Genomic DNA, 13,202 nt, shown 5'->3' with positions numbered 1-13,202 from the left:
GCTACGATAGACTGGATATCTGTCCAGAATGCCGGAGGAACTCCCAGTCATGTCGCCGAAAAACCTCAGCGAAGAACTGTTCAAACCGCGTTTTAAGCATCCTGAAACCTCGTCGCTGGTGCGGCGTGTGCATCATCACCGCCCGATAAACATTAACTCCGCGCTGGATGGCGAAAGCCATGCTGGCTGGTATCGCATGATTAACCGCCTGCTGTGGACCTGGCGAGGGCTGACGCCGCAGGAAATCAGCGAAGTACTGGCACGCATTGCGGTCAGCCGGGTGGAGCATACCGACGATCGGCTGCTGGATACGGTAATTGGCTATCGCAGCGGCAACTGGATTTATGAATGGTCAAAACAGGGGGCGCAGTGGCAGCAAAAGGCCAGCGAATGTGAAGACGATCTGCTGTCCGGCCAGCACTGGCTGCACGCGGCGAATCTGTACAGCCTGGCGGGCTATCCCTATCTGAAAGAAGACGAGCTGGCCGAGCAGGCACAGCTGCTGGCAAACCGTGCCTATCAGGAAGCGACCAGCCGCCTGTCGGGCGAACTGCGCGAGCTGACGTTCAACATTCCCGACGGCAGTCCGGTGACCGGCTTCCTGCATATGCCGCCGGGCGTATCGGCACCCTATCCGACGGTGATGCTGTGCGCTAACCTCGATTCGCTGCAAAGCGATCACTACCGCCTTTTCCATGACTATCTCGCGCCGCGAGGTATCGCCATGCTGACCCTGGACGTGCCGTCGGTGGGCTTTTCCGCTAAATGGAAGCTAACGCATGATTCCAGTTTCCTGCATCAGCACGTACTGCGCCAGCTCGAGCAGGTGGCGTGGGTCGATCATACCCGTGTAGCCGCCTTCGGCTTCCGCTTCGGTGCGAACGTCGCCGTCCGTTTAGCTTATCTTGAACCTCAGCGTCTGCGTGCGGTGGCCTGCCTTGGCCCCATCGTTCATAGCCTGCTGAGTGATATCGCCCTTCAGGATCGGGTCCCGGAAATGTATATGGATATGCTGGCCAGCCGTCTGGGGATGTCCAGCACCTCCGACAGCGCGCTGCGTATTGAGCTGAGCCGCTTCTCGCTCAAGCTACAGGGCCTTCTGGGCCGCCGCTGCACCGTGCCGATGCTTTCCGGCTATTGGGCTAACGATCCGTTCAGCCCGGAGGAGGAGTCACGCGCTATTGTGAATTCCTCCGTCAGCGGCAAGCTATTACCGATTAAGCCTTCGCCCTCAATGAACAATTTCGACCGTGGCCTGCGAGATATTTGCGACTGGCTGGCCCGGCAGTTAAGCGCATGAGTTGCTAAAATCCATGACTTTGCTACAACTATAGGCCCAACCAAGGAGGTTTAACGATGACGTTACCGAGTGGACATCCTAAGAGCCGTTTAATGAAACGCTTTGGCTCTTTAGGCCCTTACATCCGTGAGAACAAGTGTGAAGACGATCGCTTTTTCTTCGACTGTCTGGCAGTTTGCGTCAATGTGAAACCTGCACCGGAAGAACGAGAATTCTGGGGCTGGTGGATGGAACTGGAAGCGCAGGCGGACCATTTCACCTATGAGTACTACTTTGGTCTGTTTGACAAGGAAGGCAACTGGAAGCCGACAGCCGTAAAGGGTAAGGATAACAATGCCCGCCTCGAAGAGACGTTACGCAATTTCCATGAGCGCCTGAAGGCCCTGCTGCTTGAACTGGAACTGGATTTGCGTCCTGCGGCTAATTTTGCCGAGGAGCCGGTAAAGCTGAGTGCCTGATTCAATCTGAGAATAAGAAAAGGCTGGATAATTCCAGCCTTTGTTTTAAGTAGACACAGCGAGGGGTGGTACAGTTTTACAACTTAGAACTGGTAAACCAGACCAACAGCGACAACGTCGTCGGTGTTCAGAGACAGTTTGTTGTCGTCTTTCAGCTGGTTAATTTTGTAGTCAACATAGGCGTTCATATTCTTGTTGAAGTAATAAGTTGCGCCCACATCGATGTATTTCACTAAATCTTCATCGCCGATACCGTTCTCGATATCTTTACCTTTGGTCTGGATATAGCCCAGTGATGGACGCAGACCGAAGTCGAACTGGTACTGCGCCAGCAGTTCCACGTTCTGAGTTTTGTTCGCCATGCCGCTGACGGAAGAACCGGTTACGGTGCTGGTGCCGCTGATTGGCGTCATGTTGCGGGTTTCAGAGTAGATCGCTGCCAGATACAGGTTGTTGGCATCGTACTTCAGGCCCGTACCCCAGGAATCCGCTTTGTCGCCGTGGCCGTAAGCCTGAGCCTGCTGCTGGTTAGTACGGTCAGACGAGGTGTAGGCACCGCTGATGCTCACGCCGCTGTCGCCCAGTGCGTAAACCAGTGAACCGCCGTAGCCGTCGCCGTTCTGGCGCGCTACGCTGGTACGGTCGTTAGCGCCGCCCGCATCGTTTTTACCCTGATACTGCAGGGCGAACTTCAGGCCATCAACCAGGCCGAAGAAGTTGGTGTTACGGTAGGTCAGCACGCCGGTAGTACGCGCGGTCATGAAGTTGTCGGTACGTGCAGTACCGTCACCGCCGAACTCTGGGAACATATCGGTCCAGGCTTCCACATCGTACAGTACGCCGTAGTTACGGCCGTAGTCGACGGAGCCGTAGCTGCCGAATTTCAGACCAGCGAAGCCCAGACGGGTTTTGTTACCGGTCTGTGCGTCGGTGCTCTCAGTGTTGTTGGTGTTGAACTGGTATTCCCACTGACCGTAACCGGTCATCAGGTCGTTAATCTGGGTCTGGCCCTTGAAGCCAAGACGAACGTAAGATTTGTCGCCGTTGTTTCCAGCGCTGTCGCTGAAGTAGTGCAGGCCTTTCACTTTGCCGTACAGGTCCAGCTTGTTGCCGTCTTTATTGTAAACTTCAGCAGCCTGAGCGGCGGTGGACAGGGCCAGTGCGGCGGTTAAAATTGCCAGTGCGCTTTTCTTCATTGCTATCAATCCCGAAAGAGTAAAGTTTATGTCCCTTCATATTCCAGACGGCTGCGGGGCAGACTTCGACTGAACTACTTTGGGCTAAGTGGCCCGGAGGCTCTTCTAAGACAGGAACGTTTTACCTTTTCTCTATTAAAGTTTTATTACAGTTTTAAACATTTCTTGTTAATCACGAACTTTTCGACTAGCGAATGGTCAGGGCTTTTTCACGCTTTTCCCCGCCTGGCTGTTGGCTTCCTGCACGACTCCTGTTAAAACGTTTCTTTGCACTCTTTTATGACAAAAACGGCAGGAAATAATGAGCAGCAGCCAGACCCTGGTGGTGAAACTGGGGACCAGCGTACTGACCGGCGGATCGCGTCGGTTAAATCGGGCACATATCGTTGAGCTGGTGCGTCAGTGCGCACAGCAACATGCGGCTGGCCACCGGATTGTGATTGTCACCTCGGGCGCGATGGCGGCCGGGCGAGAGCATCTGGGCTACCCCGAACTGCCGCCCACCATCGCCTCAAAGCAGCTGCTGGCTGCGGTGGGGCAGAGTCGTTTGATTCAGCTGTGGGAACAGCTGTTTTCCATCTACGGCATTCATATCGGTCAGATGCTGCTGACTCGTGCCGACCTGGAAGATCGTGAGCGTTTTCTTAACGCTCGTGACACCATGCGCGCGCTGCTCGATAACCATATCGTCCCGGTCATTAATGAAAATGACGCGGTGGCGACCGCCGAGATCAAAGTGGGCGATAACGATAACCTGTCGGCGCTGGCGGCGATTCTTGCCGGTGCCGATAAGCTGCTGCTGCTGACCGATCAGCAGGGCCTGTTTACCGCCGATCCGCGTAATAATCCTGAAGCAGAGCTGATTAGCGACGTTCACGCCATTGATGACGCGCTGCGTGCGCTGGCCGGAGACAGTGTTTCCGGGCTGGGCACCGGCGGCATGACCACCAAACTGCAGGCCGCCGACGTTGCCTGCCGCGCGGGCATCGACACCATCATTGCCGCAGGCAGCCGCCCGGGCGTAATCGGTGATGTGATCGCCGCAACGCCGGTTGGTACACGCTTCCACGCCTTTGCCACCCCGCTGGAGAACCGCAAGCGCTGGATCTTCGGTGCGCCGCCTGCCGGTGAGCTGGTGGTGGATGACGGTGCGCTGTCCGCCATTCTGGAGCGCGGTAGCTCGCTGCTGCCGAAGGGTATTCGTGAGATCAGCGGCAACTTCTCCCGTGGTGAAGTGATCCGCATCCGCAGCCTGCAGGGGCGCGATGTCGCCCACGGTGTGTCGCGCTACAACAGCGACGCCATGCGGATGATTGCCGGTCATCACTCCCAGCAGATTGGCGATATTTTAGGTTATGAATATGGTCCGGTTGCCGTGCACCGCGACGATATGATTGTCAGCTAAGGAATACCAATGCTTGAGCAAATGGGTAAAGCGGCCAAGGCCGCGTCATATCAGCTTTCGGTGCTGTCTACCGAACAAAAAAATCAGGTGCTGCTGACGATCGCCGACAGCCTGGAAGCACAAAGCGCGGAGATTCTGGCCGCAAACGAGCTTGATCTGGCCGATGCGCGCCAGAACGGCATGAGCGCCGCGCTGCTGGACCGGCTGATGCTGAATCAGGCACGCCTGAAAGGCATTGCCGACGACGTGCGTCAGGTGTGCCATCTGGCCGATCCGGTTGGCGTGGTGATTGACGGCGGCAAGCTGGATAGCGGTCTGCGCATTGAGCGTCGCCGCGTGCCGCTCGGCGTGGTGGGCGTGATTTATGAAGCGCGCCCGAACGTTACCGTTGACGTCGCCAGCCTGTGCCTGAAAACCGGTAACGCGGTGATCCTGCGCGGCGGCAAAGAGACGTATCGTACGAACGCCGCGACCGTACGGGTGATCCAGAATGCCCTGCAGCAGCACGGCCTGCCTGCCGGTGCGGTTCAGGCGATTGAAAGCCCGGATCGCGAGCTGGTTAATCAGCTGCTGAAGCTGGATCGCTACGTGGATATGCTGATCCCACGCGGCGGTGCCGGTTTACATAAGCTGTGCCGTGAAAATTCAACCATCCCGGTAATCACCGGCGGTATCGGCGTTTGCCATATCTATGTCGATCGCAGTATCGAGCAGGAAGCGGCGCTGAAAGTGATCGTTAACGCCAAGAAGCAGCGCCCAAGCGCCTGCAATTCGGTGGAAACGTTGCTGATTGACGCTGCCATTGCCGACAGTTTCCTGCCGGCGCTGAGCGCGCGGATGGCGGAAGAGGGTATTACCCTGCACGCCGATCCGCGTTCGCTGCCGCTGCTGGAAAACGGCCCGGCAAGCGTTAGCGCGGTGACCGATGCCCAGTACCGCGACGAGTGGCTGGCGCTGGATCTGAACGTGAAGCTGGTGGACGATCTGGATGAGGGGATTGCCCATATTCGCGAGTACGGCACGCAGCATTCCGATGCGATCCTGACGCGCACCATTCAGCATGCCGATCGTTTCGTTAACGAGGTGGATTCTTCGGCGGTGTATGTGAATGCCAGCACCCGTTTTACCGACGGCGGCCAGTTTGGTCTGGGAGCCGAGGTGGCGGTGAGCACGCAGAAGCTGCACGCTCGCGGCCCGATGGGGCTGGAAGCGTTAACCACGTACAAGTGGGTGGCGTTTGGGGATGATACGATCCGCGGGTGATTGGCTGGAGCCATAGTCAGCCGGGACTTTAGCTTTTGTGTCGTCTGACTGCTTTTTTCCGTATCAGCGATAGCCGAAGCTTTCAGCGAATGCTGTAGTTTTTGTATTACTCGGCATTTTTCCCGCGTTGGCAGTGTTCGGAGCCTGCGCAGGCTGGCGGCTCCTCCGTCGGGCGGGTCCTCGCGCCGCTTTGCGGTGCCTTCACTCCGTTAGTCAGCCTGCCGGACCGCCACAGACGCGCGTCCTGCGCGGCTGTGACTTTCGCCCACGTCCGTGTGGGCGAATCCTGGCTTCCTCACTGCGTTCAGCGCTGTGGATGGCCCGATCGCAGGTGCCGCCAGCCCGCGCTTTGGCTTTCGCGTTGCCTGACTGTTAATCCCTGCGTTGGCGATGGTTGAAACTGCCTGCCTGCCTGAGTTTTGAGTTTTGAGTTTTGAGTTTCGTGTTTCCTGGCTAGTTTATCTCGCGTTGATGATGGTCGAAAATTGTCAGTCAGTGCTGTAGATTTTATCTGGCCGGTGTTTAAAGTTGCCCCAAAGCAGCGATGCCATAGTTTGAAGGGGATCGACCTCTGCGGCTGACGGGTAATCCGCAGCGCAGAGGTGCAGGCTGTGGGACCGGAGATGGCCGCATGGACGCGGACATCAGGCCTGGCGCGGGCAGGACGCCCGCTCCAGGCCGATCCGTAAGGCCCGCAGCCGGAACCGAGGGCACCGCGCCCGGCGCGGCGCGAGGACCGGCCGGCAGCCGCAGAGGTCGATTCCCGATCACCGGCCAGTGCCGAACTCAGACCGAAATTCGATCGCTGGCATATGATCTTGAAGCACCCGATACAAGGACCCGAATTCATGATGACACTCAGCCAGATCCTGCCGTTTGCCGCCGTCTCACTCGGTATGGTCCTCACGCCCGGGCCTAACATGATCTATCTGATCTCCCGATCGCTGTGTCAGGGAAAACGCGCGGGCTTCACCTCACTCACCGGCGTGGCTCTGGGCTTTATGTTTTACATGCTTTGTGCCGCGTTGGGCATCACCGCACTGGTGATGGCGGTACCGCTGGCGTATGACGCACTGCGCTTTGCCGGAGCCGCTTATCTGCTGTGGATGGCGTGGCAGGCGATTTTTGGCGGAAAATCTCCCTTTGAAGTGCGTGAACTCCAGCCCGATAGCCCGCGCAGGCTGTTTACCATGGGGCTGTTGACCAATCTACTGAATCCCAAAGCTGCGGTGCTGTATCTCACGTTGCTGCCCCAGTTTATTCGCCCGGAGTTGGGCAACGTCCTCGGGCAGTCGCTGACGCTGGGCTTTACCCAGATTGCGATTAGCATGCTGGTCAACGGCTTGATTATCTTTGCCGCTGGCTCCATTGCCGCATTCCTCGCTCAGCGCCCCCTCTGGCAAAAAGCACAGCGCTGGCTGATGGGTACGGTGCTGGCGGGTTTGGCTGTGAGAATGGTGGTGGACAGCAAACGCTGAATAAAATCCTGAAATACCGGTTACGCGAATCCTGCCACCTGCTCTGAGCAACTCACCGCTTACCGCTGGCTATCCGCTGTTGTCCGCCTGAAGCGGCGGTGGCCTGTTTATCGGTCGTTTTCTATGCATCCATCCGGCATTTTTTGTTAATTTAGCAAATGGAGCTATCCACTATACTCGGCGGGTTTTTATATTGGATTTTTTTTCGGAAATAACAGCCCGAGTTTTACTTCTCCCTGCCCGGGAGAAATCTTTCTCTCTTAGGGAATAAGAGAGGTTGTAAATATATAGAGGGATCTATGCTGTCAGTTTGTCTGCTTACCTGTAACTCCGATCGTCTGCTCAATGATGTCGTTAAGTCATTAATTCCCATTGCTGATGAATTTATTGTGATTGATTCCGGCAGCACCGACCGCACCCTCGAAATTCTCGCTGAATTCGGCATCACCTGTCACTATCACGCCTACACCACTCACGCACAACAAATGAACTACGCGGTCTCGCTGGCAAAAAATGACTGGGTGCTCTGCATGGACAGTGACGAGATCCTCAATGACGACACTATCGCTGATATCAGACGAATAAAAAAAGAAGGCCTGAAAAATGAAGGGATTGCCTGGTGCCTTCCCCGTTACTGGTTCGTATTAGGTAAGCCCGTACGTACTATTTACCCGGTCTCCTCTCCTGATTTTCCTGTCCGGCTTTATAACCGGAATCGGGTTAAGTTTAACGATCGTCCGGTTGACGATGCTGCAGAAGGCGATGTGCAGCGGAAGATATTAGCGGGGCGCGTCAGGCATGATACGTTTTATTCTCTGCATGAGGTGTTTAATAAGCTTAATGTTTATACTTCTCGGGTAGTGAAATATAAAAAAATAAGACCGTCATTAAGCCGGGGGGCAATAAGCGCGTTTGGGGCGATGTTTAAATGGTATCTGCTGAACGGCTCTTGGAAAGATGGCAAAGTCGGGTTTGTCACCGGTGTGTATGCCGTTGCTTACAGCTTCCTTAAATATTTTAAGGCCTGGTTTTATGCTGCAAAAAAATAAGCAGTGAGCGCGATAGCTGCTGTTAGTTAAATAACGATGAAACGACGGCAGCCGGTATACCATCATTGATAAAGCTGTTTCGGCACGGGTATCGGTATTTACACTGCACTTGTACAGGCATTTCAACCACCAGTTTGACAGGAGACTACACTGCCTGTACGTCGGTGAACGGAACTTGAGTTATTGATACTGTGCATATTCTAATGCTTTCGGTGCGGAAGATTGGCTTTTTTCATAAGGATGATTACAATCATTTTGAAACCTTATCCCAATAATCATCAGCCTTTATATTACCAGGTAAATAATTCCACTCGATACCTCTATATCTAAGTTTAATTACTTCATTCATATTAGGATTTGTTGAGCCGGGAATGTATGAATGGTTAAATACTATGGAACTTACCACCACGCTTTCAAGCTTGATGTTATATACCTCTGCCTCCATGCCCGCATTGTTTATAGCATAAAATCTTATTATTGCGTTTTTAAGTCTTTTACAGGAACAAACGGAATCAAAGAGATAAGGTGATGATTTGTCCACCTCTTTACTCATTATTACAGGTTCATGCATTCTCGTTCCAGTCATTGATCCTGTATGTGGATCTGTCGGCAATGTGATACCATGTTGCGTATTCATTACCTCAATCGCGCCTTCACGACCTAATGCAGAACAAGATCCTTTAATTTGAACACCATTTTCATCATATAAAAAAAGGTAAGCTGGTAAAGACATGTAATTCTCCTTGTGTTAAAAAACTATTCCTCTGGTCTTTCAGGTAGAACCTTAACAATGAAGCAAACGACAGCGATACTGATGGAAATATAAATGAATCTTTCATGCCACGTTTCAAAATGAAAGAAAAAATAAATACATATAAAAACCAACATGCCACCAAGCAAGGAAACAGTATATTCTATGAAACTATGAAATACGCGCTTGCAAAGTGATGGTTTTTCCGGTTTATCATCGGGCATACTTTACCTCTTTTTCTACAAGGTCCAGAATCTGAATGAACGCTGTTTCTCCTTGGTTTTTTCTAATCCTTAGTGCTTCAACAAAAGGATTTAGAGCAGGCTCCACGAGAAAATAAAGAAAATCATAATCTCTTTCACGTAATGCATAATATATTTCAGGGTCAGTGCTCTGGAGTTTTTGTGAGTTATAAATGCTACGCTCCGCCATACCACCAGCTAACAGCGTATTGCCAACAACACCGCCCCGTAGAGCGACCATAAGTGAACTACGTTGAGCTATTATGGTGGCTATTTTTTTAGAGATAATTGAATTGGTAATTGCGCGCCCAAGTACAGATGCTCCCATTTTTGCGTAAATTCCGTCTCTCTTTTCAATCGGCATGTATTGATTGAATTTATTCAATACGATTTCTATCGTTCTTACAAAATTTTCATTTTGAAGGATGCCAAACCTAATAGCTTTGATTAGCCTGATGCGTTCTGTTTCTCTATTGTACCTGGAGTCAGTATCAATATAGCCATATGCCAGATAGCCTAAATCTTGCGGAACTGATAACACACCATGAATAAAGCCAATTACTGCATCAGGTGAAACAATTATCTTTGCTATACGCTTTGCGATGTCTGTGTAAGTGCTCATAAGGATTCCATTCCTATTGTGTAGATACGGTGATTGATAAATCAATCTTCTAATCTGTCTGTACAACAGTGAACAGTTTGCCATTTTCAACCACTGTGCCGATTACTTTCCAGGCTTCCTGTGCGGCAGTTAATGCCCAAGCCGCAGAGGCCGAACTAAAGAGAAGTTTCTAACCTGCCTGCTCGACAGTGAACCATGCCGCTTTTACTACGGCGCGCCCTCGCCATTTCTAAGCGACCTGTTCGGCACTCCAAACAATTTGTTTAGTCGGCAAAAGCTAAACCAGAATCACCTTCTTGCCCTGCTTTTTCAGGCTGTTCACCATCTCTTCCGGCGCTTCGCGATCGCTGATGATGGTATCGATTTTTTCCACCGGCAGCACAATGTTGTAGCCCTTACGGCCAAACTTCGTCGAGTCGGTCAGCACGATCACCTGCTGCGCCGCGGCGGCCATCACGCCGCTGATGGCATAGCCTTCGTTAAAGGTGGTGATGCCGTTCTCATCATCCAGCCCGTCTGCACCCACAAACATCAGATTGGCAGAAACGTCACGCAGTGCATATTCCGCAATGTTGCCGTGCAGCGAGACGGTTTTATGCCGCAGGGTGCCACCGCAGATCACCAGGGTGATGTCTTTATTTTCAAACAAGATATTCGCCGCAGGCAGGCTGTTGGTGATCACCGTAATGCTGCTCATGGCCACCAGTTCCTCGGCCAGAAGCTTGGTGGTGCTGCCGCTGTCCAGAATGACCGTATCTCCTTCACGTACCAGCTTTGCCGCTTCGATAGCGATGCGCCGTTTCGGATCGGCAGCCAGCTGGTAGCGATCGGTCAGGCTAACCTCACTGGTTTCTATTGTGGTTTCAGCCGGAACGGAACCTTCTTTGCGTGCGGCACCGCCGTGGAAACGGCTCAGCAGCCCGCGCTCTTCCAGCAGTCGCAAGTCGGCCCGGACGGTTACTTCCGTCACCCCGAGCCTGGCGGAGATATCGTTTACCAGCACGCTGCCGGTACGGTTCACCATTTCGATAATTTTGTTTCTGCGTTCGAAGGTATTCATCAACACTCCTTTGAGCTGGTCGGGGAATCCTAAAACGAAAGAAATAGAAAGTAAAACAAAAATCTCAGGATTGTGAGCGTTCACTGGTACTGGAGAAACGGCTTAAAACAGTGATGTTTATAACCCATTGTATTGGATGTATAAAAATCAATTTGCGAGTAAATTATTCGATGAATTGATAAAAAGAAAGCAAACGAAAGATAAAGAATGACTTCGAAAATAAATAGATCACGATCACACAACGAAAGGAAAGGGATTGTGCAATTTGCGAAAACTAACGATTGTTTACGCATACTTTCGGAGGACGTGATGAAAACGATAATTCAGCAACATAAAGACGGTCTGGACTGCGGTATTTGCTCAGTGTGTTCTGCTCATCCACTGGTGATTGAAGCGGCACTGCGCTTCGACCTTAACAGCCAGCGTCAGGTCTTGATTGAAGCGACTTCAAATCAGGTTAATCAGTTCGGCGGCTATACCGGCATGCGCCCGGCGGCCTTCCGCGACTACGTACTGGCGATTGCCCGACGCGTTGGCTTCCCGGAACAGCGGCTGATCCTCGGCGGCGATCACCTCGGACCCAACTGCTGGCAGAATGAACCCGCCGACCAGGCGATGGAGAAATCCCGGGTGCTGATCGCGGAATATGTTCAGGCCGGTTTCAGCAAGATTCATCTGGATGCGTCGATGTCCTGCGCTGACGATCCGATCCCGCTGCCGCCGGAAACCGTTGCGCAGCGCGCTGCCGAACTGTGCCGTATTGCCGAAGAAACGGCGACCCCGCAGCAGAAGGCACTGCTGACCTACGTGATCGGCACCGAAGTCCCGGTGCCGGGCGGTGAAGCATCGGCTATCCATGAAGTTCACGTTACCCGCCCGGAAGATGCGGCACACACGCTGGCGCTGCACCATCAGGCCTTTAGCGAAGCGGGTCTTGAACAGGCGATTCCCCGAATTATCGGACTGGTGGTTCAGCCGGGCGTCGAGTTTGACCACAGCAGCGTGATCCACTATCAGCCGTCGGAGGCACGGGCGCTGAGCGAGTTTATTGCCTCCACGCCGGTGGTGTATGAAGCGCACTCCACCGACTATCAAACCCGCAGCGCCTATCGCGCGCTGGTAAAAGATCACTTTGCCATTCTGAAAGTCGGACCGGCGCTGACCTTTGCGCTGCGTGAGGCGATTTTCGCCCTCGCCAATATTGAAAAAGCGCTGGTTGCGCCTGAGAAACAGAGCCAGATCCTTGCTGTAATCGACCAGGTGATGCTGGATGAACCGGGCTACTGGAAAAAATATTATCGCCCGGCGTTCAGCCAGTCGCTGGTGGATATCCACTACAGCCTGTCCGATCGTATTCGCTACTACTGGCCGAATAGCCGCATTAGCGATGCGCTGAGCGCACTGACCGAAAATCTTAACCAGCAGGCGATCCCGCTGGGGCTGCTGAGTCAGTATCTGCCAAAACAGTTCGATCGCGTGCTGACCGGCTCACTGGCCGCTAACCCGCATTCGCTGATTATCGACAAAATCCAGGATGTGCTGCGCGACTACGCGTGGGGCTGCGATCCTGAATCCATCCAACACAAAGAGGTAAGCCATGCATGACTACCGCCTGATCGTCTCTTCGGCGATGAATTTTTCCAGCGCTACCGACGCCCTGCGGCATATCGGTGAGCGAATGGTGCAGGAGGGGCTGTGCCGCGACAGCTATCCTGCCGCGCTGCTGGAGCGCGAAGCCACGTACCCCACCGGGATTGCGCTTGACGGCCACGCGGTAGCGATTCCCCACTGCGATGCTTCGCACGCTATCGCACCCGCCATCTATCTGATCCGCCCGGAAAAACCGGTAGCGTTTCAGCAGGCGGATGATGACGGCAGCATCAACGCCGAACTGATTATCGCGCTGGTGGTGACCCACCCGCAGGAGCAGCTCAAGCTGCTGCGGGCGCTGTTTGGCCAACTGCAGCAGCCGGAATTTATTAGCAGCCTGTTAAATGCGGCGGAAGATGACGTCGCGCACTGCTTCAGCGAACGCATCCTGGCCGCTGCGGCATAACGTTATCCCTGACCCTGCAAAACGGAGAATAAAAAAAATGAAACGCAAAATCATTGTTGCCTGCGGTGGCGCGGTGGCTACCTCGACGATGGCCGCTGAAGAAATTAAAGAGCTGTGCGACGAGAACCACATTGAAGCCGAGCTGGTTCAGTGCCGGGTGAATGAGATCGAAACCTATATGGATGGCGTCCATCTGATCTGCACCACGGCGCGCGTCGATCGGCAGTTTGGCGATATCCCGGTGGTGCACGGCATGCCGTTTATCTCCGGCGTGGGTATCGACGCGCTGCGGGATAAAATCCTGACCATTCTGCAGGGGTGA

The 13,202-nt window shown here is 53.5% G+C and carries 13 protein-coding genes; 9 read left to right on the top strand and 4 right to left on the bottom strand.

Features of this window, described 5'->3' with window-relative positions:
* The first annotated feature begins 49 nt into the window (after nucleotides 1-49).
* A complete protein-coding gene (frsA, locus tag JOE09_RS09575) occupies nucleotides 50-1,300 on the top strand; it encodes an esterase FrsA (protein ID WP_205065587.1) in 1,251 nt (416 codons plus the stop codon).
* A gap of 56 nt (nucleotides 1,301-1,356) precedes the next feature.
* Nucleotides 1,357-1,758 carry a sigma factor-binding protein Crl gene (crl, locus tag JOE09_RS09570; protein ID WP_205065586.1) on the top strand — a complete coding sequence of 134 codons (402 nt, stop codon included), beginning with the start codon at nucleotides 1,357-1,359 and terminating at the stop codon, nucleotides 1,756-1,758.
* A gap of 83 nt (nucleotides 1,759-1,841) precedes the next feature.
* Here the strand turns inward: crl and ompC are convergent, their stop codons facing one another.
* Nucleotides 1,842-2,954 carry a porin OmpC gene (gene ompC, locus JOE09_RS09565; protein WP_205065585.1) on the bottom strand — a complete coding sequence of 371 codons (1,113 nt, stop codon included), beginning with the start codon at nucleotides 2,952-2,954 and terminating at the stop codon, nucleotides 1,842-1,844.
* A gap of 301 nt (nucleotides 2,955-3,255) precedes the next feature.
* Here ompC and proB point away from each other — a divergent pair, with 301 nt between their 5' ends.
* The 4 genes from proB (at nucleotide 3,256) to JOE09_RS09545 (ending at nucleotide 8,149) form a co-directional block, all read left to right on the top strand.
* Nucleotides 3,256-4,359 (top strand): glutamate 5-kinase, encoded by a 1,104-nt coding sequence (gene proB / locus JOE09_RS09560; RefSeq protein WP_105590711.1) that lies wholly within the window; start codon nucleotides 3,256-3,258, stop codon nucleotides 4,357-4,359.
* 9 nt (nucleotides 4,360-4,368) lie between these two features.
* Complete coding sequence (gene proA, locus JOE09_RS09555; protein ID WP_205065584.1) at nucleotides 4,369-5,622, top strand: glutamate-5-semialdehyde dehydrogenase; 1,254 nt, start codon at nucleotides 4,369-4,371, stop codon at nucleotides 5,620-5,622.
* Between the two features lie 848 nt (nucleotides 5,623-6,470).
* The gene (locus JOE09_RS09550; protein ID WP_205065583.1) at nucleotides 6,471-7,100 is read left to right on the top strand and encodes a LysE family translocator; all 630 of its coding nucleotides are present in this window, start codon (nucleotides 6,471-6,473) and stop codon (nucleotides 7,098-7,100) included.
* 299 nt (nucleotides 7,101-7,399) lie between these two features.
* Nucleotides 7,400-8,149 carry a glycosyltransferase family 2 protein gene (locus tag JOE09_RS09545; protein WP_205065582.1) on the top strand — a complete coding sequence of 250 codons (750 nt, stop codon included), beginning with the start codon at nucleotides 7,400-7,402 and terminating at the stop codon, nucleotides 8,147-8,149.
* Nucleotides 8,150-8,399: 250 nt separating this feature from the next.
* Here JOE09_RS09545 and JOE09_RS09540 read toward each other — a convergent pair whose 3' ends face one another.
* The 3 genes from JOE09_RS09540 to JOE09_RS09530 all read right to left on the bottom strand — a co-directional run bounded on the left by JOE09_RS09540 (nucleotide 8,400) and on the right by JOE09_RS09530 (nucleotide 10,824).
* A complete protein-coding gene (locus tag JOE09_RS09540) occupies nucleotides 8,400-8,882 on the bottom strand; it encodes an Hcp family type VI secretion system effector (protein ID WP_205065581.1) in 483 nt (160 codons plus the stop codon).
* A gap of 231 nt (nucleotides 8,883-9,113) precedes the next feature.
* Nucleotides 9,114-9,764 carry a hypothetical protein gene (locus JOE09_RS09535; RefSeq protein WP_205065580.1) on the bottom strand — a complete coding sequence of 217 codons (651 nt, stop codon included), beginning with the start codon at nucleotides 9,762-9,764 and terminating at the stop codon, nucleotides 9,114-9,116.
* Nucleotides 9,765-10,041: 277 nt separating this feature from the next.
* Nucleotides 10,042-10,824, bottom strand: a complete 783-nt coding sequence (locus JOE09_RS09530) for a DeoR/GlpR family DNA-binding transcription regulator (RefSeq protein ID WP_200562464.1) — start codon at nucleotides 10,822-10,824, stop codon at nucleotides 10,042-10,044.
* Nucleotides 10,825-11,133: 309 nt separating this feature from the next.
* Here JOE09_RS09530 and gatZ point away from each other — a divergent pair, with 309 nt between their 5' ends.
* The 3 genes from gatZ to gatB are packed head-to-tail and all read left to right on the top strand — an operon-like array spanning nucleotide 11,134 to nucleotide 13,202.
* Nucleotides 11,134-12,429 (top strand): tagatose-bisphosphate aldolase subunit GatZ, encoded by a 1,296-nt coding sequence (gene gatZ / locus JOE09_RS09525; RefSeq protein WP_205065579.1) that lies wholly within the window; start codon nucleotides 11,134-11,136, stop codon nucleotides 12,427-12,429.
* Nucleotides 12,422-12,880, top strand: coding sequence for a PTS galactitol transporter subunit IIA (gene gatA / locus JOE09_RS09520; RefSeq protein ID WP_200547591.1), 459 nt, complete (start codon nucleotides 12,422-12,424; stop codon nucleotides 12,878-12,880). Before gatZ ends, gatA begins: the two co-directional genes overlap by 8 nt.
* A 37-nt stretch (nucleotides 12,881-12,917) precedes the next feature.
* Complete coding sequence (gene gatB / locus JOE09_RS09515) at nucleotides 12,918-13,202, top strand: PTS galactitol transporter subunit IIB (protein WP_105590718.1); 285 nt, start codon at nucleotides 12,918-12,920, stop codon at nucleotides 13,200-13,202.

The organism is Pantoea coffeiphila (assembly GCF_016909495.1).
Lineage (GTDB): Bacteria > Pseudomonadota > Gammaproteobacteria > Enterobacterales > Enterobacteriaceae > Erwinia > Erwinia coffeiphila.
Note: the sequence above shows the minus strand (reverse complement) of the source record. Positions and strands in the feature narration are given on the sequence as shown.